The organism is Micromonospora sp. B9E7, from assembly GCF_039871815.1.
Taxonomy (GTDB): domain Bacteria; phylum Actinomycetota; class Actinomycetes; order Mycobacteriales; family Micromonosporaceae; genus Micromonospora.
In genome coordinates, this window is the sequence record NZ_JBDPLX010000002.1 from 137,407 (window position 1) to 163,572 (window position 26,166).

At 72.1% G+C, this 26,166-nt stretch carries 26 protein-coding genes; 15 read left to right on the top strand and 11 right to left on the bottom strand.

What is annotated here, in order from left to right:
* Nucleotides 1–127: 127 nt before the first annotated feature.
* The 4 genes from ABGB10_RS03325 (at nucleotide 128) to ABGB10_RS03340 (ending at nucleotide 4,095) form a co-directional block, all read left to right on the top strand.
* Nucleotides 128–937: an SAM-dependent methyltransferase gene (locus tag ABGB10_RS03325; RefSeq protein WP_347659337.1), complete on the top strand. Its 810-nt coding sequence runs from the start codon at nucleotides 128–130 to the stop codon at nucleotides 935–937.
* Between the two features lie 79 nt (nucleotides 938–1,016).
* Nucleotides 1,017–2,675, top strand: a complete 1,659-nt coding sequence (locus ABGB10_RS03330) for a bifunctional diguanylate cyclase/phosphodiesterase (RefSeq protein WP_347659689.1) — start codon at nucleotides 1,017–1,019, stop codon at nucleotides 2,673–2,675.
* A 153-nt stretch (nucleotides 2,676–2,828) separates the two neighbouring features.
* A complete protein-coding gene (locus ABGB10_RS03335; RefSeq protein ID WP_347659338.1) occupies nucleotides 2,829–3,413 on the top strand; it encodes a TetR/AcrR family transcriptional regulator in 585 nt (194 codons plus the stop codon).
* Nucleotides 3,414–3,432: 19 nt separating this feature from the next.
* Entirely contained in the window at nucleotides 3,433–4,095 is a 663-nt protein-coding gene (locus ABGB10_RS03340) for a lysophospholipid acyltransferase family protein (protein WP_347659339.1), read from the top strand.
* A 13-nt stretch (nucleotides 4,096–4,108) separates the two neighbouring features.
* Here the strand turns inward: ABGB10_RS03340 and ABGB10_RS03345 are convergent, their stop codons facing one another.
* The 4 genes from ABGB10_RS03345 to ABGB10_RS03360 all read right to left on the bottom strand — a co-directional run bounded on the left by ABGB10_RS03345 (nucleotide 4,109) and on the right by ABGB10_RS03360 (nucleotide 8,574).
* Nucleotides 4,109–5,233, bottom strand: coding sequence for a glycosyltransferase family 4 protein (locus ABGB10_RS03345; protein ID WP_347659340.1), 1,125 nt, complete (start codon nucleotides 5,231–5,233; stop codon nucleotides 4,109–4,111).
* The gene (locus ABGB10_RS03350) at nucleotides 5,230–6,489 is read right to left on the bottom strand and encodes a M48 family metallopeptidase (protein ID WP_347659341.1); all 1,260 of its coding nucleotides are present in this window, start codon (nucleotides 6,487–6,489) and stop codon (nucleotides 5,230–5,232) included. The genes ABGB10_RS03345 and ABGB10_RS03350 overlap by 4 nt, the downstream gene beginning before the upstream one ends.
* A gap of 162 nt (nucleotides 6,490–6,651) precedes the next feature.
* Nucleotides 6,652–6,870, bottom strand: coding sequence for a hypothetical protein (locus tag ABGB10_RS03355; RefSeq protein WP_347659342.1), 219 nt, complete (start codon nucleotides 6,868–6,870; stop codon nucleotides 6,652–6,654).
* Between the two features lie 249 nt (nucleotides 6,871–7,119).
* Nucleotides 7,120–8,574 (bottom strand): NYN domain-containing protein, encoded by a 1,455-nt coding sequence (locus ABGB10_RS03360; RefSeq protein ID WP_347659343.1) that lies wholly within the window; start codon nucleotides 8,572–8,574, stop codon nucleotides 7,120–7,122.
* A gap of 127 nt (nucleotides 8,575–8,701) precedes the next feature.
* Here ABGB10_RS03360 and ABGB10_RS03365 point away from each other — a divergent pair, with 127 nt between their 5' ends.
* The 5 genes from ABGB10_RS03365 to ABGB10_RS03385 all read left to right on the top strand — a co-directional run bounded on the left by ABGB10_RS03365 (nucleotide 8,702) and on the right by ABGB10_RS03385 (nucleotide 14,220).
* Nucleotides 8,702–10,456, top strand: coding sequence for a DEDD exonuclease domain-containing protein (locus ABGB10_RS03365; protein WP_347659344.1), 1,755 nt, complete (start codon nucleotides 8,702–8,704; stop codon nucleotides 10,454–10,456).
* A 127-nt stretch (nucleotides 10,457–10,583) separates the two neighbouring features.
* Nucleotides 10,584–12,377, top strand: a complete 1,794-nt coding sequence (locus tag ABGB10_RS03370; RefSeq protein ID WP_347659690.1) for an HD domain-containing protein — start codon at nucleotides 10,584–10,586, stop codon at nucleotides 12,375–12,377.
* A 53-nt stretch (nucleotides 12,378–12,430) separates the two neighbouring features.
* Nucleotides 12,431–12,973 (top strand): NUDIX domain-containing protein, encoded by a 543-nt coding sequence (locus ABGB10_RS03375; RefSeq protein ID WP_347659345.1) that lies wholly within the window; start codon nucleotides 12,431–12,433, stop codon nucleotides 12,971–12,973.
* The gene (locus tag ABGB10_RS03380; protein WP_347659346.1) at nucleotides 12,970–13,839 is read left to right on the top strand and encodes a sugar phosphate nucleotidyltransferase; all 870 of its coding nucleotides are present in this window, start codon (nucleotides 12,970–12,972) and stop codon (nucleotides 13,837–13,839) included. Before ABGB10_RS03375 ends, ABGB10_RS03380 begins: the two co-directional genes overlap by 4 nt.
* 93 nt (nucleotides 13,840–13,932) lie before the next feature.
* A complete protein-coding gene (locus ABGB10_RS03385; protein ID WP_347659347.1) occupies nucleotides 13,933–14,220 on the top strand; it encodes an Lrp/AsnC ligand binding domain-containing protein in 288 nt (95 codons plus the stop codon).
* An 82-nt stretch (nucleotides 14,221–14,302) separates the two neighbouring features.
* On the opposite strand, the gene ABGB10_RS03390 is transcribed toward ABGB10_RS03385, so the two are convergent.
* From ABGB10_RS03390 to ABGB10_RS03410, 5 genes are all read right to left on the bottom strand, one after another.
* Nucleotides 14,303–14,992, bottom strand: coding sequence for a DUF4142 domain-containing protein (locus tag ABGB10_RS03390; RefSeq protein ID WP_347659348.1), 690 nt, complete (start codon nucleotides 14,990–14,992; stop codon nucleotides 14,303–14,305).
* Between the two features lie 192 nt (nucleotides 14,993–15,184).
* Entirely contained in the window at nucleotides 15,185–16,816 is a 1,632-nt protein-coding gene (locus ABGB10_RS03395) for a cytochrome b N-terminal domain-containing protein (RefSeq protein ID WP_347659349.1), read from the bottom strand.
* Nucleotides 16,813–17,901 (bottom strand): Rieske 2Fe-2S domain-containing protein, encoded by a 1,089-nt coding sequence (locus tag ABGB10_RS03400; protein WP_347659350.1) that lies wholly within the window; start codon nucleotides 17,899–17,901, stop codon nucleotides 16,813–16,815. Before ABGB10_RS03400 ends, ABGB10_RS03395 begins: the two co-directional genes overlap by 4 nt.
* Nucleotides 17,902–17,965: 64 nt before the next feature.
* Entirely contained in the window at nucleotides 17,966–18,802 is an 837-nt protein-coding gene (locus tag ABGB10_RS03405; RefSeq protein ID WP_347659351.1) for a cytochrome c, read from the bottom strand.
* A 70-nt stretch (nucleotides 18,803–18,872) separates the two neighbouring features.
* Nucleotides 18,873–19,472, bottom strand: a complete 600-nt coding sequence (locus tag ABGB10_RS03410) for a heme-copper oxidase subunit III (RefSeq protein ID WP_347659352.1) — start codon at nucleotides 19,470–19,472, stop codon at nucleotides 18,873–18,875.
* Nucleotides 19,473–19,571: 99 nt separating this feature from the next.
* On the opposite strand from ABGB10_RS03410, the gene ABGB10_RS03415 reads away from it, so the two are divergent.
* The 4 genes from ABGB10_RS03415 (at nucleotide 19,572) to ABGB10_RS03430 (ending at nucleotide 22,821) form a co-directional block, all read left to right on the top strand.
* Nucleotides 19,572–20,501: a cytochrome c oxidase assembly protein gene (locus ABGB10_RS03415; protein ID WP_347659691.1), complete on the top strand. Its 930-nt coding sequence runs from the start codon at nucleotides 19,572–19,574 to the stop codon at nucleotides 20,499–20,501.
* Between the two features lie 108 nt (nucleotides 20,502–20,609).
* Nucleotides 20,610–21,005, top strand: a complete 396-nt coding sequence (locus tag ABGB10_RS03420; protein ID WP_278140857.1) for a hypothetical protein — start codon at nucleotides 20,610–20,612, stop codon at nucleotides 21,003–21,005.
* A 90-nt stretch (nucleotides 21,006–21,095) separates the two neighbouring features.
* On the top strand, nucleotides 21,096–22,142 hold the full coding sequence (gene trpD / locus ABGB10_RS03425) for an anthranilate phosphoribosyltransferase (protein ID WP_347659354.1): 1,047 nt from the start codon (nucleotides 21,096–21,098) through the stop codon (nucleotides 22,140–22,142).
* Between the two features lie 475 nt (nucleotides 22,143–22,617).
* Nucleotides 22,618–22,821: a hypothetical protein gene (locus tag ABGB10_RS03430; RefSeq protein WP_347659355.1), complete on the top strand. Its 204-nt coding sequence runs from the start codon at nucleotides 22,618–22,620 to the stop codon at nucleotides 22,819–22,821.
* Nucleotides 22,822–23,137: 316 nt separating this feature from the next.
* Here ABGB10_RS03430 and ABGB10_RS03435 read toward each other — a convergent pair whose 3' ends face one another.
* Both ABGB10_RS03435 and coxB read right to left on the bottom strand, forming a co-directional pair.
* Nucleotides 23,138–23,563, bottom strand: coding sequence for a cytochrome c oxidase subunit 4 (locus tag ABGB10_RS03435; RefSeq protein WP_347659356.1), 426 nt, complete (start codon nucleotides 23,561–23,563; stop codon nucleotides 23,138–23,140).
* A 9-nt stretch (nucleotides 23,564–23,572) separates the two neighbouring features.
* Nucleotides 23,573–24,544, bottom strand: coding sequence for a cytochrome c oxidase subunit II (coxB, locus tag ABGB10_RS03440; protein ID WP_347659357.1), 972 nt, complete (start codon nucleotides 24,542–24,544; stop codon nucleotides 23,573–23,575).
* 230 nt (nucleotides 24,545–24,774) lie between these two features.
* Here coxB and ABGB10_RS03445 point away from each other — a divergent pair, with 230 nt between their 5' ends.
* Together ABGB10_RS03445 and ABGB10_RS03450 are read left to right on the top strand one after the other, a co-directional pair.
* Nucleotides 24,775–25,926 (top strand): aminotransferase class V-fold PLP-dependent enzyme, encoded by a 1,152-nt coding sequence (locus tag ABGB10_RS03445; protein ID WP_347659358.1) that lies wholly within the window; start codon nucleotides 24,775–24,777, stop codon nucleotides 25,924–25,926.
* Nucleotides 25,923–26,156 carry a sulfurtransferase TusA family protein gene (locus tag ABGB10_RS03450; protein ID WP_278140863.1) on the top strand — a complete coding sequence of 78 codons (234 nt, stop codon included), beginning with the start codon at nucleotides 25,923–25,925 and terminating at the stop codon, nucleotides 26,154–26,156. Before ABGB10_RS03445 ends, ABGB10_RS03450 begins: the two co-directional genes overlap by 4 nt.
* The last annotated feature ends 10 nt before the right edge of the window (nucleotides 26,157–26,166 follow it).

The following is a 26,166-nucleotide window of genomic DNA, read 5'->3' on the forward strand; positions in this document are numbered from 1 at the left end:
GTGGACCGTCGCGCATCGACCGACGTCGGCGGGCAACCTCCGGCGCGCTATGGTCTGGCGTGCGTGGCGGGTGCACAATACCCGCGCGGGCGTCGTCGCCCGCGTCGAGGACTCGAGGGGTTGACGCATGCAGCGGCCGGACTGGGCACCCGACACCATCGACATCGAGCGCCCGAGTGTCGCGCGGATGTACGACTACTACCTCGGTGGTTCGCACAACTTCGCCGCCGACCGGGCCGCGGCACAGGCGATGGTCGCGGCGGTGCCCGAGGCGCCGCTGATGGCACAGGCCAACCGGGCGTTCCTGCGCCGGGCCGTGCACCACCTCGCCGAAGCCGGGATCCGGCAGTTCCTGGACATCGGCTCGGGCATCCCGACCGTCGGCAACGTGCACGAGATCGCCCAGCGGCTCGACCCGCAGTCGCGGGTGGTCTACGTGGACGTCGACCCGGTGGCGGTGGCGCACAGCCGCGAGATCCTCGCCGGCAACGAACGGGCGGCGGTGGTGCAGGAGGACCTGCGGCGCCCGGAGGCGATCCTGGCCCACCCGGACGTCCGCAAGCTGCTCGACCTGAGCCAGCCGGTCGCCGTGATGGTCGTGGCTGTCCTGCACTTCGTCTCCGACGACGACCGACCGGCGGAGCTGCTGCGGACGCTGCGCGACGCGCTGGCCCCCGGCAGCCACCTGGTGCTGTCGCAGGCCAGCGACGACGGGCGCAGCGACGACGAACGCGCCGAGGCCGAGCGGGTCTACCGACGCACCGACAACCCGCTGTGGGTGCGCAGCCGCGCCGAGCTGACCGCGCTCTTCGACGGGTTCGAGCTGCTCGATCCCGGCGTGGTCTGGGTGCCCGAGTGGCGACCGGACACCCCGGAGAGCGCGGAGGACGCCGAACGCGCGGTCTTCATGGGCGGCGTCGGGCGACTCGGTGGCTGAGCCGCCCGGGGTGACCTCCCGCCCAGGCACGTTCGCTCGTGCCTGGGCGAAGGCGGTCTCCGGGACCAGCTACCTGCCGATGACGCAGGCCCAGCTGGAAGCCCTCCTGGACCGGCTCACCGGGCAACTGGCCGGCGCGTTGCTGACCGAGCCGTTCGACCTGCGTGCCGGGCACCGGGTCGGTGCCGAGCTGGTCGCCGCGCACATCGCCTCCGCGGAGGGGCTCGGCCGTACCGTCGAGGTCATCCAGCTCCGCCTGGTGCGCGACCTGGGTCTGGTGGCCGAGGACGTCGAGGACCGGATGGCCCGGCTGCTCGCGGCCGTGGCGACCGGCTACGCCCGCGCGCTGCGCGACCGGACGCTCGACGAGCAGGAGTCGATCCGCCGGGCCGCGATGAGGGCCCGTACGCAGGCCGAGAGGGCGCTGCGGGCCAGCGAGTCCCGGTTCCGTCATCAGGCCACCCACGACCCGCTCACCGGCCTGCCCAACCGGACGCTGTTCACCGAGCGACTCGCCGCCGCGCTGAACGAGCCGGGTCGGGGAGCGCAGCGGGTCGGGGTGTGCTTCCTGGACCTGGACCGCTTCAAGGTCGTGAACGACACCCTGGGTCACCAGGTGGGCGACCAACTGCTGGTCACGGTGGCCGAACGGCTGTCCAAGGCCATGGGTGAGCATCTGGTGGCCCGCCTCGGCGGGGACGAGTTCGTCATCCTGGTGGAGCGCAGCGGCGGCACCGACGCGATGGTGACGGTGGCCGAGACCGCGCTGGCCGCGGTCCGGACACCGGCCCTGGTCGACGGGCACGACCTGCAGATCTCGGCGAGCATCGGCATCGTCGAGCGTCAGGTCGCCGGGGCCAACCCCAGTGACCTGATGCGGGCCGCCGACAGCACCCTGCACTGGGCGAAGGCCGCCGGTGGGGCGCGTTGGGCGCTCTACGACGCCGAGCGCAACGAACGTGAACTGGCCCGCTACGCGCTCTCCGCAGCCATCCCGGCCGCCCTGGAGCGGGGCGAGTTCTACCTCGACTACCAGCCGCTGACCTCACTGCGCGACGGCAGCCTGATCGGCGTCGAGGCGCTGGTCCGCTGGCGTCACCCGGAGCTGGGGGTGCTGCGGCCGGACAGCTTCATCGGGTTGGCCGAGGAGACCGGCCTGATCGTGCAGCTCGGTGGGTGGGTGCTGGCCGAGGCGTGCCGCGAGGCGGAGGCCTGGTCGGCCGGTGGCGTGGCGGCACCGTTCGTCAGCGTCAACCTGGCGGTGCGTCAGGTGCACCGGCCCGGCCTGGTGCAGGAGGTCCGCGCCCTGCTGCGGCAGACCGGCCTGCCACCGGAGCGGCTGCAACTGGAGATCACCGAGAGCACGATGATGAGCACCGCCAAGGAGCCGGTGCGCGCCCTGCGGGTCCTGGCCGACCTCGGGGTACGCATCGCCATCGACGACTTCGGCACCGGCTACAGCAATCTGGCGTACCTGCGGGACCTGCCGGTGACCGAACTGAAGGTGGCCGGGGAGTTCGTGGCCGGACTGCGGTCGCCGTCGGTCGGGCGTACCGACGAGCGGATCCTCGCCTCCCTGGTCTCGCTGGCGCACGCGCTGGACCTGACGGTCACCGCCGAGGGGGTGGAGACCGCCGGGCAGGCCGAACGGTTGCGAGCGATCGGCTGCGACGCCGCCCAGGGCTGGCACTTCGGCCGCCCGGCCCCTGCCGACCGCATTCTCGCCCGCATCCGCTGAACCTCCCGTCCGGGGCAGGCGAGCATGATCCACTCGTCTTTCATGAGGTCGGGGTAGCCCCCAGCTCCAGGACACCCCGACTTCAAGAAACCGGGGCGGACCACCCCGCGCCTGAAGTAGACAGTGTCTACGCCTGCCTGGTAGACAGTGTCTATGGACGCGGACGAGACGGGGTTGCGGGCGCGACTGGTGGCCGTCGGAGTGGACCTGGTGCTGCGCGAGGGCCAGTCGGCGGTGTCGCTGCGGGAGATCGCCCGTCGCGCCGGCGTCTCGCACGGCGCGCCGCGCCGCTACTTCCCGACCCACGTCGACCTGCTCTCCGCCATCGCCCGCGAAGGCTTCGCGGACCTCACCGCCCGGGTCGAGAAGACGATGCGCGACGTCGACCCCGACCCGCGTACACGACTGACCGCGCTGGCCCGGACGTACCTGGACTTCGCCGCGGCCCATCGCGGCATGTTCGAGTTGATGTTCCGCCACGACCTGCTGGACAGCGGCCGGCTACGGCTGCGGGAGACGAGCCTCCCGCTGTTCGCCGTGTTGGCTGACCTGGTTGCCCAGCTACGTCGACCGACCGACGCCCCCGCACCGGTGCTCGCCGGCGCGCTCTGGGCCAACCTGCACGGCATCGCCCAACTCTGGGCCTGGGGCAGCCTGCCGCTGGCCACCGGCGCCACCGACGACGACGCCCTGGTACGCGCGGCGCTCGATGCCCACCTCGGCCCAACCCCCGCCTGAACCCACCCCCGGAGGACGCGTGCCCCTGCTGTACGACCTCACCAAGCTGACCGTCGGCACCGCGCTGCGTCTCGGCTGGCGGCCCCACGTGGAAGGGCTGGAGCATCTGCCCCGGCACGGAGGCGCGATCCTCGCCGGCAATCACCTCTCCGTTGCCGACGAACTGTTCCTCGTCACCGCGGCGCCCCGACACGTGACCTTCTGGGCCAAGGCCGAGTACTTCACCGGTCGCGGTCCGGGCGGCTGGCTCAACCGGCAGATCGTCGCCGGCATGGGCGCTATCCGGGTCGACCGCGCCGACGGCCGGGCCGCCCTGCGCGCCCTCGACGCCGCCGTACCGGTGCTGCGCTCCGGCGGCCTGGTCGCCGTCTACCCGGAGGGCACCCGCTCCCCCGATGGGCGGCTCTACCGGGGCCGGGTCGGGATGACCCGACTGGCCCGCGACGCCGAGGTGCCCATCATCCCGGTCGGCGTGCTCGGCACCGCCGACGTGCTGCCGGTCGACGCGCGGCTGCCCCGCCGGCACCCCGTCACCCTGCGGTTCGGCCCGCCGATCCCGGTCGCCGACCGGATCACCGGCCCGCGCGACATCCGAACGATCACCGACGAGGTGATGGCGGCGATCCAGAAGCTGACCGGCCAGGAGTACGTACCGCGCTACGCCCCGCCCCGGGAGAGCTGAACGCGGACGGCGGTCAGCCGGCGAGCAGCGCCGCCATTCGTTCCGCCTGCGCCTCCCAGCGCCACTCGCGCTCCACCCACGCCCGGCCGGCGGCACCCAACTGGCGGGCCAGGTCCCGGTCCGCCAGCAGCCGGGCGACCCGGTCGGCGAGCTGGGCGACGTCCCGGCCGCGGACGACGTAGCCGGTCTCGCCCTCGCGGACCGCGTCCGGTGCGCCACCGGAGTCACCGGCCACCACCGGCAGGCCGGTCGCGGAGGCCTCCAGGTAGACGATGCCCAGCCCCTCGACGTCGAGCCCACGGTTGCGGGTGCGGCACGGCATCGCGTAGACGTCGCCGGCCGCGTAGTGCGCCGGCAACTCGACCGACGGCACCGAGCCGGTGAACACCACGTCCCGTTCCACACCGGCCTGCCGGGCCAGCTTCTCCAGGGTGGCCCGGTACGGCCCGCCACCGACGATCAGCAGCGCCGCGTCCGGCACCCGGCGACGGATCTCCGGCAGTGCCCGGATCAGCATGTCCTGGCCCTTGCGCGGCACCAGCCGGGACACACAGACCACCACCGGCCGGTCGGTCAACCCGAGCCGGGCCCGGACCGGCTCGCCATCCACCGTCGGGTGGTAGGTGTCCACGTCGACGCCGGGCGCCAACTGACGCAGCTCGGTCACCCCGTCCAGCACCCGGGCCAGCCGGCTGCGGGTGTACTCACCGAGGTAGGTCGTGACGTCCACCCCCCGACCGATGCGCCGCAGCGCCGGCCGGGCGGCCGGCAGCGCCGCCCAACCCACCTCGTGTCCGTGGGTCTGCGCCACCACCCGGCGTACGCCCGCCCGCCTGCGCAGACCGGCCGCGAGCAGCCCCAACGGGGCCGCCGCACCGAACCACACCGTGTCGCAGTCGTACGCGCGAGCCAGCCGCGCCGCCCGGCGGGCGATCAACGGGGTCGGCAACAGCACCCGGGTGCGCTCCCGGATCACCTCGAACGGCTGGTCGGCGTCGAACTTCGCAGACCCTCGCCAGTTCGACGCGTACACCACCACCGAGCCGGCCGGTTGGCGCACCGCGAGGTTGTGCACGAAGGACTGGATGCCGCCCGGACGGGGCGGAAAGTCGTTGGTGATCAGCAAGGTGCGGCTCATCGGCCGGCCTCCCGGGCGTACGCGCGAGCGGCGGCGATCCGCTCCACGGTGGACGGATGCGAGGCCGAGTAGAGGTATTCCCAGCGCGGCGGGTCGGGGTCGCCCAGGTTGACCGAGCCGAGCCGCCGCTGCATCGACTCGAAGGCCGCCGGGTCGCCGGTGAGCGCGAGGGCGTGCGCGTCGGCCCGTGCCTCCACCCGCCGCGACATCAACGCCTGCACCGGCGCGGCGACCAACCCGGCCACCGTGACGAGGGCCAACAGCAACGGGAACGCTCTCGGCTGGGCGACCGAGTCGACACCGGCCAGCCGCAGCAGCGGCCCCCACGAGCCGAGCAGGTAGAGCGCCACCACCGCGGCGGCGGCGCCCAGCGCCCCGGTCAGCGTGCCGACCGCCACGTCGGAGTCCTTGGCGTGCCCCAACTCGTGCGCCACCACGGCGGTCACCTCGGCCGGGGTCGCCTCGGTCAGCAACGTGTCGTAGACGACGACCCGCCGGGTCGGGCCGAGACCGGAGACGTACGCGTTGACCGCCTTGGTGCGGCGGGAGGCGTCGGCGATCAGCACGTCACGCACCGGCACCCCGTCACGGGCGGCCATGCTCATCAACTCGCTGCGCAGCGGCCCCTGCTCCATCGGCGTGAACCGGTTGAACACCGGCTCCACGAGCACCGGCAGCACGAACGACAGCAGCACCACCAGCAGGGCCGCGCCGCCCGCGCCGAACGCCCACCACCAGCGTGGCGCGAGCCGGATGACCGCGTAGAAGCCGAACAGCGCCACCGCGCCGATCACCGCGCTGACCGCGTACGACTTGAGCAGGTCCACCGCCCAGCCGTTCCAACCGTTGGTGCTCAAGCCGTAGCGGGTGAGCACGCTCTGCCGCCAGGCGGCGAACGGAAGTGTCACCAGGTCGGCGACGAGCACCACGGCCAGCCCACCGAGCACGGCCTGCGCGGCCCAGTGCCCCCCGAAGGGACGGCCCACCAGCTCGACCAGGCGGCTGCCCAGCGGGGTGAGCCCGAGCGCGAGGGCGACCAGCAGCCCGACGGCGAGCGCGGTGTAGCTGCCGGGGCGCAGCGCGGCCCGGAACTCCCGCCCCTTGGCCACCTGCTCGGCCGGCAGGTCCCGTAGCGCCGCGAGCTGGTCGGCCCGGGGCGCAGGCGGCCGGTGCCAGGGGATGAGCAGCGCGGCGATCACGACCAACGCGACGGTCAACCCGGCCAGGGCCAGCAGCGCCCAGCCGCGCGGGGTCACCGCGTCACCGCCTGTCGTACCCCGCTCATGCCGCCGCTCCTCCCGCCGTGACCGCTCATCCTATGGCCCGCGGAAGGCGCGCCCCGGGCGCGGTGCCGCGCTCAGGCGACCCGGCAGGCAATCCGACGAACGGCCCGGCGACGGTGGCGTGCGGTGTCGCGCTCAGGCGACCCGGCGCGTGGCCCGGCGACCGGTGGCGCCACGGCGCACGGGCGCGGCCAGCACCTCCACGTCGAAGCCGGCCCGGGCGAACACCTCGATGGCCTCGACCTCGGCGGCGACCAGCCCGGCCACCGGGGACGTCTCGTCGAACAGGGCGGTCAGCGGGCAGCCGGAACAGCCGTCGGCCCGCCTCGCGCACCCGTCGCAGTCGATAAGCATCACGCCTCCTGATCGCTCACGGCGGGCAGCCGACGCCTTGTCGTCGCCAGCCGAGCACCGTCGGTAACATCGACGCTAACCACCGGGTACGACAGAAACCGCGTCCGACCGGACGTTTGGGGGCGAGATCCACTCCAGTTCCACGAAATCGGGCCATCCCACGCGGTCGGACACCCCGACATCATGGAACTCGTGTCGATCATGCCCGCCGCGCCGGCCACTCGGCGGATCACCGATCCGGCCGTGTCCTCAGGAGCGGGCGAGCCGCCGCAGCAGCGAGTCCGCGCCCAGCGGGTAGGCGCCGTGTCGGCGTACCCCGTCGGCGACCTCGCGGTCCGAGGAGACCACGACCACCGGGCGCCCCGCCGGCTCGGCACGGACCAGCCGCCGGATCAGCTCGTCGGCGGTCTCGCCCTTGCGGGAGAAGAGCACCCGCACGCCGCGCGGCGCGGGTGGCAGCCCGTGCATCCGCTCGGCGCCGTCGAAGACCACGGTGACCTCGTCGCCGGTCTGCGCGGCGATGCCACCGAGACCGGTGATGAGGCGTTTGCGCTGCTGTTCCAGGGACATCTCGCCGAAGCCGCGCTTGGTGACGTTGTAGCCGTCCACCACCAGGTGCGCCCGGGGCAGGGCGAGCAACTGGTCGAGCCGGGCCGGGTCGTCGGTGTCGCGGGCACGTGCGGCCGGGCCGGCCGGGGCGGTGCCCGGCTGCTCGGCGAACGCGTCGGCCACGAAGTCGGCGGGGAGTTTGTCCACCGGGTCGAGCGCCAGCTCCCGGCGTAGGCCGACGGCGGCCTGGCCGATGGTCTCCAGCAACAGCCAGAGCCGGGCGTCGTCGACCGAACGCGCCTCCTTGGCGCTCGCCCGGGCCACTCCGGCGGCGGCCTCCGCCTCGGCCAACCGGGCCCGGGCCCGGCGTAGTTCGGCGTCCACGTCCGCGCTGGCCCGCGCGGCCCGGCCGCGCTCGGTGGCCAGCAACTCGGTGGCCTTGCGCTCGCGGGCCTGGGTCTCCCGCAGGGTACGGGCCACCTGCCGGGACTCCTCGCGAAGCTGACCCAGCTCCTCACGGACCCGGGCCAACTCGTCGCGCAGCTTCTCCGCCTCGACCCGCGCCACCGCCCGGTCGTGCTCGGCACGGGTGGCGCGTTGTTCGGCCTCCCGGACCAGTTCGGCGACGACCGCGCTGTCCGCCTCGGCGCGAACGGCGGCGCCGCTGGCGTCGATCAGCTCCCGCCAGCCACGCGGGCGGGCCAGGTAGGCCAGGGCGGCGACCTCGACCGGGTCGGCGGCGGCGGGGGCGGTGCCCTCGACGACAGCGGCCCCGAGGTCGCCGGCGTCGGCCAGGACGCGGGCGGTGACCCGCTGGCGGAACAGCGGGTCGGCGGTGAGCTGGGCGGCGATGACCGGCGCGCCGAGCCGGGCCCGCCGGTTGGGGGCGAACTTGGCCACCCGGCGCAACGGCACCGGCACCTCGTCGGCGGGCAGGGTGGGCAGCACCGCGGCGGTCAGCGTCACGATCCGCTGCCGGACCGGCTCGGGCAGTGACGGTTCGGGCTCGATGGCCGGGCCGTCGCCGGTGGCCGTCGGGTCGGATGCGTCGAATGTCTCGCTGACTACGTTGTCGTCCGGGTTGCCCAGGGCCCCGTCGAGCGCGACCAGATCCTCCTCTGGGAGGTGGTCGTCGTGCGGCTCGGCGAGGGGCATGTGGCAAGTCTCCCACCGCGACCGGGCCCACCGCCCGGTGAGTGAGCCGATCTCTCATCCTAGCCCCATGGTGACTCGTGGGACGCACGCGACGGGAGTGTCGGACCCGGGCGTTAGCGTGCCGCCGATGGCACAGGCGGAGTACGTCCAGGAGTCCCTCGCTGGTCTCGACCCGGCGGCGGGTGGGGTGGACCCGGCGCTGCCGCTCTACGCGACCACCTTCGTGGTGGTCGACCTGGAGACCACCGGCGGCGCGCCGGACGGCGGCGGCATCACCGAGATCGGCGCGGTGAAGGTGCGCGGCGGTGAGCGACTGGGTGTGCTCGCCACGCTGGTCAACCCGGGGCAGCCGATTCCGCCCTTCATCACCGTGCTGACCGGGATCACCCAGGCGATGCTGCTGCCGGCGCCGCCGATCGAGCAGGTGCTGCCGAGCTTCCTGGAGTTCATCGCCGACGCGGTGCTGGTGGCCCACAACGCCCCGTACGACGTGGGTTTCCTCAAGGCCGCCTGCGCCAAGCACGGCTACCGTTGGCCCAGTCCGCGCGTGCTGGACACGGCGGCGTTGGCCCGCCGGGTGCTGACCCGCGACGAGGTGCCCAACCGCAAGCTCGGCACCCTGGCGGCCTACTTCCGCACCGCCGTCCAGCCCACCCACCGCGCCCTGGACGACGCGAAGGCTACCGTCGACGTGCTGCACGGCCTGATCGGCCGGCTCGGCGGCCACCGGGTGGACACGGTCGGCGACGCCATCGAGTTCGCCCGGGCGGTCACCCCGACGCAGCGCCGCAAACGGCACCTGGCCGAGGGGCTGCCCAAGGTCCCCGGGGTCTACATCTTCCGGGCAGCCGACGACCGTCCGCTCTACGTGGGCACCTCCGTCGACATCGCCACCCGGGTGCGCAGCTACTTCACCGCCGGGGAGAAGCGGGCGCGGATCTCCGAGATGCTCGCCGCGGCCGAGCGGGTCGAGGCGGTGGAGTGCGCGCACTCGTTGGAGGCGGAGGTCCGCGAGCTGCGGTTGATCGCCGCGCACGCCCCGCCGTACAACCGGCGGTCGAAATACCCGGAGCGGATGGTCTGGCTCAAGCTGACCGACGGTTCGTACCCTCGGCTGTCGATCGTCCGCGACCTCTCCCCCACCGACACCGCGTACCTCGGGCCGTTCACCTCCCGGCGGGCCGCGGAGCTGGCCGCCGCCGGGTTCCACGACGCGGTGCCGCTGCGCCAGTGCACGCACCGGCTCTCGCTGCGCACCGTCACGCCGGCCTGCGCGCTGGCCGAGCTGGGTCGCTGCCCGGCACCCTGCGAACACAAGATCACCCCGCAGGAGTACGACGACAGCGCCGCCGGGCCCTTCCGCACCGCCACGGCCGACGACCCCCAGCCGGTGGTGGACGCGCTGCTCGCCCGCATCGACGTGCTCTCCCGCGACCAACGTTACGAGGACGCGGCCGTGGTGCGGTCCCGGCTGGCCGCGGTGCTGCGGGCCACCGTCCGGATGCAGCGGTTGGCCGCGCTGACCGGGATCGTCGAGCTGGCCGCCGCACGACCGGCCGCTCGGGGTGGCTGGGAGTTGGCGCTGGTGCGGCACGGCCGACTGGCCGGTGCGGGGGTCTCGCCGCCGGGTGTCCACCCGCGGCCCACGTTGACCGCCATCCGGGCCACCGCCGAGACGGTGTCGGGCGGGCACGGCCCGGTGCCGGCCGCCACCGCCGAGGAGTCCGAGCGGATTCTGTCCTGGTTGGAACGACCGGAGACCCGGCTGGTGGAGATGTCCTCCGGTTGGTCCTCCCCGGCCGGTGGCGCGGGGCGGTTCCGTGACCTGCTGGCGAAGGCCGAGAACGGCTCGTCCCAGCAACTCTCGACCGAACGCTCATGACCAACTGACCGATCGGACTACGTCGACTCGCTTAGGCTGTTAGAGAAGTGCAGTCCTGCCCGATTCGTGGGCCTGCTCCCGCCGCCGGGTCTCGGCGGTGCGGAGCCGGGGTGAGGAGGTGTCCCTCGTGGACGTCGACGCCGGACACGGCGCCGCCCTGGGGGGCGCCCTTCCGACACAGCCGGGTGAGCTGCCGCTCGCCCGCCGGCTGCGGTCGTTGCTCAGCTGGCCGACCACCGACTCCGACCCGGTCACCCACCTGGTGCGCACCCACCGGGGGATCCACGCCGGCACCGACCCCGCGGTGCTGCGCCGGGCGTACACGATCGCGGAGAACATGCACCGCGGGCAGTTCCGCAAGAGCGGCGAACCGTACATCACCCACCCCCTCGCGGTGGCACAGATCTGCGCCGAGCTGGGGATGGACTCCACGACCCTGGTCGCCGCGCTGCTGCACGACACCGTGGAGGACACCCGCTACACCCTCCAGGCGCTCTCCGAGGATTTCGGCGGCGAGGTGGCGCACCTGGTCGACGGGGTGACCAAGTTCGACAAGGCGTTCTACGGCAAGGCCGCCGAGGCGGAGACGGTCCGCAAGATGATCGTGGCGGCCGCGAAGGACGTCCGGGTGCTGATCATCAAGCTGGCCGACCGGCTGCACAACATGCGCACCCTCGGGGTGCGCTCGGCGTCCTCCCGGGAACGGATCGCCCGCAAGACCCAGGAGGTGCTGGTCCCGCTCTGTGACCGGCTGGGCATCCAGACCCTCAAGCGCGAGCTGGACGACGTGGTGCTGCTGCACCTGGAGCCCGACGAGCACGCCCGGCTGGCCCGGCACGTGCACGACCGTCCGGGGTGGGACGCGTACCTCGACTCGGTGGTCACTCGGGCCAAGGGGGCGCTCAAGCGCAGCCGGGTCGACGCCGAGGTGAGCCCTCGTCCGCGGCACCTCTACTCGATCTGGAAGGACACCATCGCCGGCAGCCACACCGCCCCGTACGACCTGCCCCGCATCGTGGTGGTGGTCGACGGCCCGGCGACCGACTGTTACGCCGCGTTGGGCGCGATCCACGGCACGTGGCGACCGATCCCCGGCCGGTTCAAGGACTTCATCGCCTCACCGAAGAACAACCTCTACCGGTCGCTGCACACGAGCGTCTGCGGCCCGCAGGACCGCACGGTGGAGGTGCTGATCCGCACCGAGGAGATGCACCGCTCGGCCGAGTACGGCATCGCCGCCGACTTCCGCTTCCCCCGCTCGGGCAGCGGCAGCGCGGCGGCCCGCGCCGAGCAGTTGGACTGGCTACGCCGGGTGCTCGACTGGGAGCCGGACGCCGCCGACCCGGCACAGTTCTACGAGTCGCTGCGCTGCGACCTCGCCGAGGGCCAGATCCAGGTCTTCGCCGACGGGCAGCAGGTCGTGCTGCCGGCCGGCGCAACCCCCGTCGACCTGGCCTACGAGCTGGGCAACGAGCGGGGCGACCACTGCCTCGCCGCCCGGATCAACGGTCGGCTGGCCCCGCTGAGCTCGGAGCTGGACGAGGGCGACGTGGTGGAGATATTCACCGAGAGCGACGGCGACAACGGGTTCGAGGCCGGGGTGGCGCCGCGCGGCCCCCGCCGGGAGTGGCTGAGTTTCGTCAAGTCGCCGCACGCGCAGATGCAGATCAACAGGTGGTTCGCCGAGCACACCGAGCCGGGCATCACGATCAGCGACAAGGTCCGCCTCGGGCGGGCCACCATCGGGCTCGCCCTGCGTCAGCACAACCGTGGCCTCGCCAGTGACCTGCCACTGTTGCGCCTCTCCGAGGAGCTGGGCTACCCCGACCTGGAGACCCTGCTGGTCGCGGTCTTCGACCGGGTGATCGAACCGGACACCGTGGTACGCCAGCTCATCGACCTGGTCGACCATCGACAGTGACCGGGCCAGCCCCGGCGCGTCCGAGGGACATTCGTGACCACTAGCCTGGAGTCATGATCCCCCGCTCCCGCGCCACCGGTCGGGCCATCTTCTACCAGGCCTTCTACCGAATGCCGCTGCCGGTGCGTCGGCGCCTGGTCCGGCTGGCCGTGCCCAAGTACATCGTCGGCGCGGTCACCCTGGTCCGCGACGCCGAGGCGACGGGCGCGGGGCGCCTGCTGATGCTGCGCCAGCCGCCCGGCAAGGGTTGGTCACTCCCCGCCGGCCTGCTGAATCGCGGCGAGGCCCCGGTGGTGGGAGCGGCCCGCGAGCTGTTCGAGGAATCCGGCATCCGGCTCCCCCCGTCACGGCTGCGCCCGGCGACACCGAACGCGATCGTGCACGCCAAGGGCTGGGTGGACACGGTCTTCGAGACCGAGGTGCCGGCGTCCACCACCGAGCTGGCGGTCGACGGCGCGGAGGTCTTCGAGGCCGCCTGGCACCCGCTGGACGACCTGCCAAAGCTGACCTGGCCGACCGCCCGGCTGCTCGCCTACTACGACATCGGGCCGCTGGCCGGGCAGTTCCCGCCACCGGTCCCGGACGATCTGCCATGACCGGCGGGGCCGGCGTTCCTGCGGAGTTGTGCGCGGTGGTGCTCGCCGCCGGCGAGGGCACCCGACTGCGCCCGCTCACCGAACGACTCCCCAAGGCTCTCTGCCCGGTGGGCAACGTGCCACTGCTCGACCGCGTGTTGGCCCGGCTGGCCGGGCTCGGCCTGACCGGTCCCGGCCGGGTCGCGGTGAACGCCTGCTACCTCGGCGACCAGGTGGTCGCACACGTCGGTGACCGCGCGCACCTGTCCGTCGAGCCGGGCGACCCGCTGGGCACCGCCGGCGGGGTGGCCAACCTGCGGGACTGGATCGACGGGCGGCCGGTGCTGGTCGGCAACGCCGACGCGTACCTCGCCGACCCGGCGGCCGCGCCCGGCCCGGACGTGGCCGCCCTGCTCGACGGCTGGAACGGGCACACCGTTCGCCTGCTGGGCCAGCCTGCCGCGAACCCGACGGCGCCGGGCACCTTCGCCGGGCACTGCTTCACCGGTTTCTCACTGTTGCCCTGGCGACTGGTCCGCGACCTACCGGTCGTCGTCTCCGACCTGGTCCACGCCGTCTGGCGTCCGGCGGAGGCGGCGGACGCCCTGGAGGTGGTGCCCTACCCGGGCGCCTTCTTCGACACCGGCACGCCGGCCGACTACCTGGCGGCCAACCTGCACGCCGCAGCCGGCGGCACCCTGGTCGCCCCCTCGGCGACGGTCACCGGCCGCTGCGTGGAGTCGGTGATCGGAGCGGACGCGCGGGTCGACGGCGACGTGCTGCGCACCGTGGTGTGGCCGGGCGCGACGGTGCGTGACGGGGAACGGCTGGTGGACGTCATCCGGTTCGGCAACGGCGGCACCGTCCCCGCCACGCCGCACGGGTGACTGCGCTCCCCGCGCCAGACCGGCCGCCCTCGCTCGGCAGGGCCGGAAAACATCTAGCATGAGCGACGACGCCGACGAACGGAGAGATGTCCCGTGATCACCGCGATCGTGCTGATCGACTGCGCCACCGACGCGATCCCCGAGGTGGCCGAGAGCCTGGCCAACCTCCCCGGCGTGAGCGAGGTCTACTCGGTGGCCGGGCACGTCGACCTCATCGCCATCGTCCGGGTCCGCGAGTTCGACCAGATCGCCCAGGTCATCGCGGGCAGCATCTCCAAGGTGCCGGGCGTGCTCAACACCGAGTCGCACATCGCGTTCCGCGCGTACTCCCAGCACGACCTGGAGGAGGCGTTCGCGATCGGCCTGGCCAGCGCCGACTGACCCGGCCGCCCGTTCCGGGGCTTAACGCACGCACGGCGGCCGGTCCACCACTCGGGTGGACCGGCCGTCTGCTGTCGCTACGTCAGCTCTCGCTGGGAGCCGGCGTCTCGGTGGTACCGCCGCCCGGAACCGGGGACTCGGTGTTGCCACCCGGAGCCGGCGACTCGGTGCCGGTGCCGCCCGGAGCAGGCGACTCAGTGCCGGTGCCACCCGGGCTGGGCGTACCGCTGGCGCTGGTCTGCGGAACCGGGATGCCCAACTGGTTGGCGAGCTGCACCAACTCGTCGTAGTGCGCCTGCAGCGTCGGCAGCGCGGTCTGGGCCAACTGGACCACCGACGGCTCGGAGCCCTGCGAGATCTCCGTCTGGGTGGCCTGGATGGCCTGGACGTGGCCGGCCAGCTCACTGGTCACCCAGAGCCGGTCGAACTCCGCACCGCTGGCGTTGTTCAGCTGGTCGATCACCGCCTGCTGATCGGCGGTGGGCTCGTTCGGCAGTTCCACCCCGAGCTGGGACGCGGTCTGCTGCACCGTCTGGTCCAGCTGGGTGTGGTCGGTCTTCAGCATGGCACCCAGGTCCTTGACCCCCTGGTCCTGACCCTTCTGCTGGGCCAGGTCACCGGCGGTGATCTCGAACAGGTTGACCTGGTGAACCGCCTGCAGGTACTGGGTGTCCTGCGTTGACGGCTGTGCCGCGGCCTGCGCGGCCGCAGCCGGCGCGACACCGACCAGTACCAGCGCGGCCAACAGGCCGAGGCGTTTGATACCCAACATGCTTCCCCCCCTTGAGACGTTGGACCGCACGGATACCCGGCTCACCGGGGTTATTCCTGCGATCACCCGCCGCGCGGGGTGGACCGGTCCCGCCGTGGCCGTCCGACTCCGCCTCGGATGGGCGGTGGGTACGGATACGACGTGGCGCCCGCCGGAATCCGGCGGGCGCCACGTAACGGTGCGATCGGGCGGTCAGCGACGGCTCTCGCCGCTGCCGATCTCCTCGCGCTCGGGCCGGGGCTCGACCGGCGGGTGCCCCGGCGAGACCGGCGCCTCGACCGGCTTCTCGATCGGGTAGAAGAAGCCCCGGATGGCCGGCCCGAGGGCCCCCAGCCGGTTCATCTTCTTCGGGACGACCCAGCCGACGTAGTCCAGCTGGCCGTGACCGTCCGCGTGCCCGTTCGACGCGCTGAGCGGCTGGTGCACCTCGACGAACCGGCCATCCGGCAGGCGCCGGATGATGCCGGTCTCCACGCCGTGCGCGAGCACCTCCCGGTCGTGCTGCTGCAGACCGAGGCAGAGCCGGTACGTGACGTAGTACGCGATCGGTGGGAGCACCAGCAGACCGATCCGGCCAGCCCAGGTCATCGCGTTCAAACTGATCTGGAATTTGTCGGCGATCACGTCGTTGGCGCCGGAGAGCGTCAGCACGATGTAGAACGCGACGGCCATCGCGCCGACGGCGGTCCGGGCCGGAGCGTCACGGGGGCGCTCGAGCAGGTTGTGGCTCTTGCGGTCCTTGAGGTGCCGGGCTTCCAGGAACGGGTACATCGTCGACAGACCGACCAGGATGCCGGGCAGCACGACCGTCGGCCAGAACAGCGGCGGAATCACGTACCCGTCACCGAGCGGGATGTTGATCTCCCAGGCCGGCATGAGTCGGGTCGAGCCGTCGAGGAACATGACGTACCAGTCAGGCTGGCTGGCGGCCGAGACCACCCACGCCTCGTACGGGCCGAACAACCAGATCGGGTTGATCTGGAACAGACCGCCCATCAGCGCGATGACGCCGAAGACGACCATGAAGAAGCCGCCCTGCTTCAGCGCGTACCGCGGGAACATCCGCTCGCCGACCACGTTGTTGTTGGTCCGGCCGGGGCCGGGCCACTGGGTGTGCTTCTGCTTGAAGACCAGCCCCAGGTGGACGCTGATCAGCGCGACCAGCAGACCCGGGATGAGCAGCACGTGGGCGATGAAGAACCGGCTGATGATGATCGTGCCCGGGAACTCGCCGCCGAAGATCGACGAGGTCACCCAGGAGCCGATCACCGGGATGGACAGCATGATCGCCGAGGCGATCCGCAGGCCGGTGCCGGAGAGGCCGTCGTCCGGCAGCGAGTAGCCGGTGAAGCCGGCCAGGAAGCCGACCCAGAACAGCAGCGAACCGATGATCCAGTTGGTCTCACGCGGCTTGCGGAAGGCGCCGGTGAAGAAGATCCGCAGCATGTGCACGACGATCGCGGCCATGAACAGCAGCGCCGCCCAGTGGTGCATCTGCCGCATCACCAGACCACCGCGGACATCGAACGAGATGTCCAGGCTGGAGGCGTACGCGGCGGACATCGGGGTGCCCTGCAACGGCGCGTAGCTGCCGTCGTAGACCACCTCGGTCATCGCCGGCTCGAAGAAGAAGGTGAGGAACACACCGGTCAGCAGCAGCACGACGAACGAGAACAACGCGATCTCGCCGAGCAGGAAGGACCAGTGGTCCGGGAAGACCTTGTTCAGCAGCTTGCGCAGCGGGGTGGCCACCTGGAAGCGGTCGTCCACTCCCACCGCGGCCTTGCCCGGCGTCGCCGCCAGGTCGAACTTTCGACGCTTCATGGCCGCTCCCAGAAGTCAGGCCCGACGGTCTCGGTGTAGTCGGACTTCGCCACGAAGAAGCCCTCGGAGTCCACCTCGATCGGCAACTGCGGCAGCCGCCGGCTGGCAGGGCCGAAGACAGGCTTGGCGTTGTTGGTGATCAGGAACTGGGACTGGTGGCACGGGCAGAGCAGCCGGTTGGTCTGCTGCTCGTACAGGCTGGCCGGGCAGCCGGCGTGCGTGCAGATCTTGGAGAAGGCCGCGTAGTTGCCCCACATGTAGTCGCCGTGGCCGATGGTCTCGTTGGCCCGGCGCGACTCCTGCGCGTCGGAGTCGCGGAGGTGGATCAGCAGCGTCGGCGAGTCGGCGTGCTTGTTGCTCACGCCGTGATCGATGCCGGGGAAGACGGTCAGCTGGCCACCGGCGCTGACGTCCGCCGGACGGACCGGGCGACCGTCCTCGCGGACCAGGCGGATGCGCTCGCCGCCCTCGGCCGGGGCGAACCCGGTGGTGAACATCTGGTTGTTCTTGTGCGGCTGCGAGATCAGACCGCCGACCAGCGGCGCGGCGGCGACCGCGGCGACCGGCGCGAGACCGGCCAGCAGCGAGATGCCGAGCAGGGGGCGACGCTTCACACCCAGCTCGTCCGCCATGTAGAGCATGGTCTGGCCGGTGATGGTGCGGCCTTCGGAGTCCACCTGGCCCTCGTGCCGGTCCTGGATCGAGACCTCCTTGGGCAGCAACTTCTTGCCCCAGGTCAGGATGCCGAAGCCGACGGCGAGCAGCGCCACGCCGAGGGTGAGACCGAGCAGCGGGGTGTAGAACTTGTCGCCGCCACGGCCGGCCTCGTACTGCCACGGCCACCAGATGTAGATGGCCAGGAAGGCGGTCGCGGCCAGACCGGTGATCAGGAAGAACCCGGCGACCACGCGGGTCAGCCGACGCTCCGCCTTGGTGCCCGGCAGCACCTGCGGCTCGTAGTGGACGATCTCGATGTCGTCCCGACGCGCACCCTCACGAACAATGTCGAACCGGGTGAGCTTGGGGTCGTTCACGTCGAGCGGCTCCCGGCCCTGCGGGGCCTGGTGCTCGGTGTGGGTGCTCATGCCGTCACCTCGCTACGGGTGGTGCCGAGCGGCACCACGGCGCTGAAACTGAGTATCCGCTCGGTCACGACTTGCCTGCAATCCACAGGCTGGCGAAGACGAGCGCCACGATGCCAACCAGGAAGATCGCCAGGCCCTCGGTGGAGGGGCCGTACCGCCCGAGGTTGAACCCGCCCGGGTCCTGGTCGTGCTTCAGCGTCTCCTGGATGTAGGCGATGATGTCGGCCTTCTGCTCCGGCCGGAGCTGGTTGTCGCCGAACACCGGCATGTTCTGCGGGCCGCTCAGCATCGCCGCGTAGATCTGACGGTCGGTCGCGGGGTGCAGGCTCGGGGCGAACTTGCCCGAGGAGAGCGCGCCGCCGCCACCACCGAACGCGTGGCACTGCGAGCAGTTGATCCGGAACAGCTCACCGCCGGCCGCGATGTTGCCGTCCTCGCGGAGGTCGTCACCGTCCGGAACGACCGGGCCGCCACCCAGCTCCTGGATGTACTGGGCCAGCTGGCGGGTCTGCTCGTCGGTGAAGACGGGGGGCTTGCGGTGGGCCTGGGCCTCCTGGCGGGCCAGCGGCATCCGCCCGGAGCTGACCTGGAACTCGACCGAGGCCGCGCCGACGCCCACGAGGCTCGGCCCGCGGCCCTCGACACCCTGGGCGTTGCGACCGTGACAGGTCACACAGCTCACGTCGAACAGCGCCTTGCCCTCGGCGGCGGCGCCGGTCAGCTGCGGGTTGTCCTGCGCCTGGGCACCTGGGGCGAAGACGGTGTAGGCGCCGCCGGCGAGCATCAGCGCGGCGATCAGCCGGACCGCGGCACCCAGCCGGCGGCGGCCCCTGCTGCGCGCGGCGGGCCGCTCGCGCAACCGCGCGAGCAGACCGCGTCGGCGGTCGTTGTCAGAAGTCATGAGCGGTGTCCTTAACCGGTTGGACCTGTCTCAGGGGACGGAGCAGCAGTGCGGAACGTGACGCGCAAGATCACTGAAGCCAGTAGATCATGGCGTACAGCCCGATCCACACGACGTCGACGAAGTGCCAGTAGTACGACACGACGATCGCCGAGGTCGCCTGCGCCGGGGTGAACCGGCCCATGGTCGTGCGGACCATGAAGATGACGAAGGCGATCAGACCGCCGGTCACGTGCAGGCCGTGGAAGCCGGTGGTCAGGTAGAACACCGACCCGTAACCGTCTTCGTTGATCTTGATGCCGTCCTCGACCAGGTGCCGGTACTCGTTCAGCTGGCCGAGCACGAAGATCAGGCCCATCACGAAGGTGACGGTGAACCAGCGCCGCAGCGCGTGCACGTCACCCTTCTCCGCCGCGAAGACGCCGAGCTGGCACGTCACCGAGGACAGCACCAGGATCACCGTGAAGGTGGTCGCGTACGGGATGTTCAGCGCCTCGGTGTGCTTCTCCCACTGCTCCGGCGCAGCCGCGCGGATCGAGAAGTACATCGCGAACAGCGCCGCGAAGAACATGAGTTCGCTGGAGAGCCACACGATCGTCCCGACGCTGACCATGTTCGGTCGGGTCAGAGAGTGGATCCGGCTCTTGTCAATGGCTGGGGCCGCAGTCACGCCGTCATTATTGCCCCTGACCGGGGCCGGCGATCAGCGGGGTGGCAAACCTGCGCCTTCCGTGGCCCGCGCGTCAGGGTCCGGTTCGCCTGGCCTAGCCTGAAAAGCGTGCTGCACGTCGATCCGATCTTCGCCGCCACCTCGGCCCCGCCGCCGTTCACCGTCGGCGCGGTGCTGAGCGAGACCCGGCTGGACAGCTGGCTGGCCCTCGGCCTGGTGCTCGCCGCCGGCCTGTACCTCTACGGGGTGTACCGGCTGCGCCTGCGCGGCGACCGCTGGCCGGTCGCCCGTACGGTGTTCTTCCTCGGCCCCGGTCTGGGCGGCATCGCGCTGGTCACGGTCAGCGGGCTGCACGCGTACGACACCTCGCTGCTGTCCGTGCACATGATCCAGCACATGGTGCTGTCCATGGTGGCGCCGATCTTCCTGGCGCTGGGCGCACCGATGACCCTGGCCCTGCGCACCCTGCCGGTCGGGCCGCGCAAGCGCCTGCTGGCGATCGTGCACAGCCGTGTCGCCCGGGTCTACAGCTTCCCGCTGGTGGCGTTCGCCATCTTCGTGGTCAACCCGTTCGTGCTGTACTTCAGCGACCTGTACCGCTACACCCTCGAACACGCCTGGGCGCACGAGCTGGTGCACGCCCACTTCATCATGACCGGCTGCGTGTTCTTCTGGCCGCTGCTCGGGCTCGACCCGCTGCCCGGCCGCTGGCCGTACCCGGCCCGCGCGCTGCTGATGCTGCTCTCGGTGCCGTTCCACACGGTGCTCGGCCTGACCATCATGCAGAGCAGCACGCTCTTCGGCGGTGACTGGTACCCCTCACTGAACCTCGGCTGGGTCGACCCCTGGCAGGACCAGGTGGTCGCCGGCGGCATCCTCTGGGCCGGTGGCGAGTTCGTCAGTGTGACGATGCTCGCGGTGCTGGTCGTGCAGTGGGTCAAGCAGTCCGAACGGGAGGCCCGCCGGGTCGACCGCGAGCTGGACCGCCAGGAGGCCCGCGAGCGCGCCGCCGACGCCGCGGCCGCCTGAGCTGCCCGGACGGTACGCCCCGAGGAGCGGCGGCGGGCGGGATGTCGGCTACGTCACGCCGACCGGTACGATCGGCGGGCAGCCACCAGGTGAAAGCGGAGTGCCGGCATGAGTGATCGTCTTTGCACCGTTCTGCTCTACAGCGACGACCCGCAGGTCCGTGACCGGATGCGGATGGCCGTCGGCACCCGTCCCGCGCCCGGGCTGCAGATCGAGTTCGTCGACGCGTCGACCTACGCGGAGACCATCCGGCTGGTCGACGACTACGAGATCGACCTGCTGCTGCTCGACGGCGAGGCCAGCCCCGGCGGCGGCATCGGCATCGCCCGGCAGATCAAGGACGACCGGGAAGACGCTCCCCCGACCTGCCTCGTGATCGCCCGCGCCGCCGACCGATGGCTCGCCGCGTACGCCGAGGTCGACGCCACGCTGGTGCACCCGCTCGACCCGGTTACCACCGGCGGCACGGTGGCCGAGCTGCTGCGGACGCACGCACCCGCCTGACGTCCCCCCGCTCACCGGCACCGTCACGGCGCCGGACCAGTCGGCGCCGGTTCCAGCCCACCCGCACTTCGTACGCTCGGGAGGCCCGCCATGGGCGATCGGACCTGGCCCAACCTGCTCAACACGCTGCTGCGTGGCGAGGAGCTGTCCACCGCCGACACCGCCTGGGCGATGGACGAGATCATGACCGGCTCGGCGACCGCCGCCCAGATCGCCGGCTTCGCCGTGGCGTTGCGGGCCAAGGGTGAGACCCCGGCCGAGCTGGGCGGCCTGGTGGAGGCGATGCTGGGCCGCTCGGTCCCGGTGGTGCTCTCCGACGACCTGCGCAACACCGCGCTCGACGTGGTCGGCACCGGCGGTGACCTCGCCCACACGGTGAACATCTCCACGATGACCGCGCTGGTGGTCGCCGGCACGGGCGTACGCGTCGTCAAGCACGGCAACCGGGCCGCCTCCTCCCTGTGCGGCACCGCCGACCTGCTGGAGTTCCTCGGCATCCCCCTGGACCTCGGCCCGGAACAGGTTGCCCGCTGTGTCGAGGAGGCCGGCATCGGGTTCTGCTTCGCCGCCCGGTTCCACCCCGGGATGCGACACGCCGGTCCGGTCCGCCGCGAGGTGGGCGTGCCCACCTTCTTTAACTTCCTCGGCCCGCTGACCAACCCGGCCCGCCCCCGGGCCGGCGCGGTCGGCTGTTTCGACCTGCGGATGGCCCCGGTGATGGCCAGTGTCTTCGCCGCCCGGGGCGACTCGGCGATCGTGATGCGCGGTGAGGACGGCTTGGACGAGTTCACCACCGCCGCGCCGACCCGGGTCTGGGCAGCTCAGGGCGGCACCGTACGCGAGGCCGTGCTGGACGCGACGGACCTGGGGGTGCCCCGGGCCACCCTCGGCGACCTGCGCGGCGGTGACGCCGTCTACAACGCCGGCGTGGCCCGTCGCCTGCTTGCCGGCGAGACGGGCCCGGTCCGGGACGCGGTGCTGGTCAACGCGGCGGCGGCGTTGGCGACCCAGGGCCCGCTGGACGGTGACCTGACCGAGGCGCTGCGAGCCGGCCTGGACCGTGCCGCCGAGTCGATCGACTCCGGCGCTGCCGCCGCGACCCTCGACCGCTGGATCAAGGCCGCCACCGCCGCCTGACGAGCTGCGACAACGCGCACCCACCGCCGGACGTGCAGACGGCGTCCCGCAGGCGTCCGACGGGCCAGCGGCGCACGGCGGGCGAACCGCAGCCGCGTCCGTGGGCATACGGATGGCGGGCGAACCGCAGGCGCGCCCGCGGGCATACGGATGGCGGGCGAACGGCGGGCGCGTCCGTGGGCATACGCACGGCGGCCGAACAGCCCGGCGAGTCGTCGGCGCACGTTCCGCAGGTGATCCACTCGGCTTCCTGGAAATCGGGGTGTTCCCCGTGCCCGGATGCCGCGGTTTCAAGGAAACCGAGTGGATCATCCGTCGTGAGCTGCGGTGCCGCCCCCGACGGGCCGGTGGCGGGACCTCCGGACGGAGATTTGTCGGACCCGCGTGGAAAACTACAGGCGAGTAGTTCTCCGCTCCCGTCCGTGCGCCACTGTCGCATCCGGGGGCGGTTCGCCTGGAGTGAGAGGAAACGCCCGTGTCGCACCGCGAGCTCTACTGCGACGTCTGCGAGGGCGTGGCGCCGTTCGAGGCGCCGCCCTGCGTCGACGGCCACGGCATCGACTGTCCCGAGCTGATCTGCACCGGCTGCGGTGCCGCCGTGGTGATCGCCACCTACGCCTTTCCGGTCACCCGGCTGGCCGACCACCGACGCCGCCAGCCCGCCCGCCGCGCCGCCTGACCCCACCGGGCCCGACCCCGCCAGCCCGCCCACCGGGCCGCCCGACCCCGCGAGCCCGCCACCGGGGCCGCCCGACCCCGCCAGCCCGCCCGCCGCGCCGCCTGACCCCACCGGGCCCGACCCCCGCCGCGCCACTCCCGTACCCACGCTTTGATCAACACCACATCGCCGACCTTGCGGTGTCGCGCCGCGCCTTCACCCCCACCTCGCCGATGTGGCGTTGATCATCGCGCGACGCGGAGCGCGAGCACGACGAAGGCCCGTTCCCCAGCTGGGGAACGGGCCTTCGCGATGGAACGGGGTACTACCGGGTCGGTCAGTGCTCGGCGGTGCGCCGGGTGCCGCTGTAGTACTCGAACAGCAACCCGCAGGCGGCGAAGACGACCGCCACCAGGCCGGCGCCGATCAGCCAGTACTGCCAGAACACCATGCCGAGCGCGGCGATCGCGGCGGCCAGCGCCAGACCGAACGGCCAGTAGCTGCCCGGGCTGAAGAAGCCGACCTCGCCGGCACCGTCGGCGATCTCGGCGTCCGGGCGGTCCTCCGGGCGCAGGTCGATCCGGCGGGAGACGAACCAGAAGAAGCCACCGCACATCGAGCAGAGCAGGAACGACAGCAGCAGGGCGATGGTCCCGACCCACTCGATGCCGCCCGCCGCACCGTGCGTCCAGGCGCCGTAGAGGATGGTGGCACCGAAGAGGAACACGGCGATGATCAGGAAGATACGCCACTCGGTCTTCATGCGGCTGCCTCAGCTTCCCGTACGGGCCGGAACGTCGTCCGGGTTGAAGTTGTCCTGCGTCCGCCGGGTGTCGAACGGCCGCGTGGTCTCCGCGTACGGCTGCTCACCGATCTCGGTCAGCGCCTCCTGGGTGGACTTGCCGGCCTGCTTGGCCGCCAGGAACTGGTCGTACTTCTCGGGCGAGACCACCCGCAGCTCGAAGTTCATGAACGCGTGGTAGCTGCCGCACAGTTCGGCGCAGCGCCCGACGTAGGCGCCCTCGGCGTCCAGGCTGGAGACCTCGAACACGTTGCGGATCTTGCCCGGCATGACGTCCCGCTTGAACAGCAACTCCGGCACCCAGAACGAGTGGATGACGTCGCGGCTGGTCTCCTCGAACCGGATGGACCGGTTGGTCGGGAGCACCAGCACCGGGATGACCTCGCTGGTGCCGAGCGTCGACGCGGTGGTGCGGGCGTCCGGGCCCTGGCCGTCGCGGTAGTTGAACTGCCAGTTCCACTTGAAGGCGACGACCTCGACCGTGACGTCCGGGTTCTTCGACAGCTTGTCGACGTCGGTCTGCACGATCGCCGTGTAGTAGAAGAGCACGGAGACGATCAGGATCGGCGCGATGGTGTAGAGGAACTCCATCGGCAGGTTGTAGCGGGTCTGCACCGGCAACGCGTTGCCACGCTTGCGGTAGCGCACGACACACCAGAAGATCAGGCCCCACACGAAGACGCCGACCGCGAGCGCGGCGATGCAGGAGGCGATCCACAGGTCGTACATCCGCTTGGACTCCGGCGAGATGCCGCCCTGCGGCCAGCCGAAGCCGTCAAAGGTCTGACCCACGTCACAGCCCGTGAGCAGAACCAGCAGCGCCACGCCACCGAGACCGAGCCCGGCCAACCGACCAGCACCACGCCCCCGGCGTCCACCAACTCCCGGGGAAGCGCTGTGCCGTACGGCCGACGGCCGTACCTCCGAACTCCTTGCGACCACCTGGTCCTGCCTCCCTAGCGCGCCGCGGTGCGTCTTTCCTCAGCACCGGCGGCAAAGGCGTCACCGACGGTCGCAGATTACTCGACCATGACGGGCTCGACCGTGGTGGGGTGGCTGTCCGGCCCCCATTGGGGGGATCCTAGGCATACCGCCGCGATAGCGTTGCAACCTGTGAGCGCGAGGAGTGAGCCGGGGCTGCGAGCCCCGCAGTCGCGAACGAAGGCGGGCCTGTGAGCGCATCCCCGGTCTACCTGGACGCGGCGACCGCCGCGCCGATGCATCCGGTGGCGCGGCAGGCGTTGCTGGCCGCGCTCGACGACGGCTGGGCCGACCCGGGCAAGCTCTACACGCAGGCCCGCCGGGCCCGGCAACTGCTCGACGCCGCCCGCGAGGCCACCGCGTCGACGCTCGGCGTCCGCGCCGACGAGGTGTCGTTCACCCCCAGTGGTACGACCGCAGCCCACGGCGCGGTGCTCGGGGGCCTGGCGGGGCGGCGTCGGGCCGGGTCGACGCTGGTGCACTCGGCGATCGAGCACTCGGCGGTGCTGCACGCGGCGGAGCGGCACGTCGCGGCGGGTGGTACGGCGGTGGGCGTGCCGGTCGACCGGTCGGGCCGGTTGGATCTGACCGCGTGGTCGGCAGAGGTGCGCGCACCCGGAGTCGCGTTGGCCTCCCTGATCACAGCGAGTCACGAGGTGGGGACCGTGCAACCGGTCGCCGAGGCGGCGGCCACCTGTGCGGAGGCGGGGGTGCCGCTGTACGTGGACGCCGCGCAGTCGGTGGCCCGGGTGCCCCTTCCGGCCGGCTGGTCGGTGCTCAGCGCGAGCGCGCACAAGTGGGGCGGTCCGCCCGGGGTGGGGGTGCTGGCGGTCCGTAAGGGCACCCGTTGGGAGTCACCCTGGCCGGCCGACGAGCGGGAGGGTGGGCGTACCCCCGGGGTGGTGAACCTGCCCGCGGTGGTGGCGGCGGCGGCGAGCCTGCGGGCGGCGGCGGCCGACGCGGCGGCCGAGGCGGCCCGGCTGGCTCCGCTGGTGGACCGGATCCGGGCGCGGGTCGCGGCGGACGTGCCCGACGTGGAGGTGGTCGGCGATCCGGTGCTCCGGCTCCCGCACCTGGTCACGTTCTCGTGCCTGTACGTCGACGGTGAGGCGTTGCTGCACGCGCTGGACCGGCGGGGCTTCGCCGTGTCGTCCGGTTCGTCCTGCACCTCGTCCACGCTGCGCCCGTCGCACGTGCTGGAGGCGATGGGGGTGCTCTCGCACGGGAACGTGCGGGTCAGCCTGCACCGGGAGACGTCCGAGGCGGACGTCGAGCGGTTCCTCGGCGAGCTACCGACGATCGTCGCCGAGTTGCGTGCCGAGGCCGGGGTGGTGGGGTTGTGACGATGCCGGACCAGGTCATCGACTGCCGGGGGCAGCGCTGCCCGCTGCCCGTGATCGCGGCGGCGCGACGGTTGCCGCAGGTGCCGGTGGGCACGGTGGTCCGGGTGCTGGCCGACGACCCGGCGGCGGCGGTCGACATCCCCGCCTGGTGCCGGATGCGCGGCCAGGAGTTCCTCGGCTCGGTCAACGGCCCCGACGGCCCTGCCTACGACGTCCGCCGCTCCCACTGAGGCCGCCACC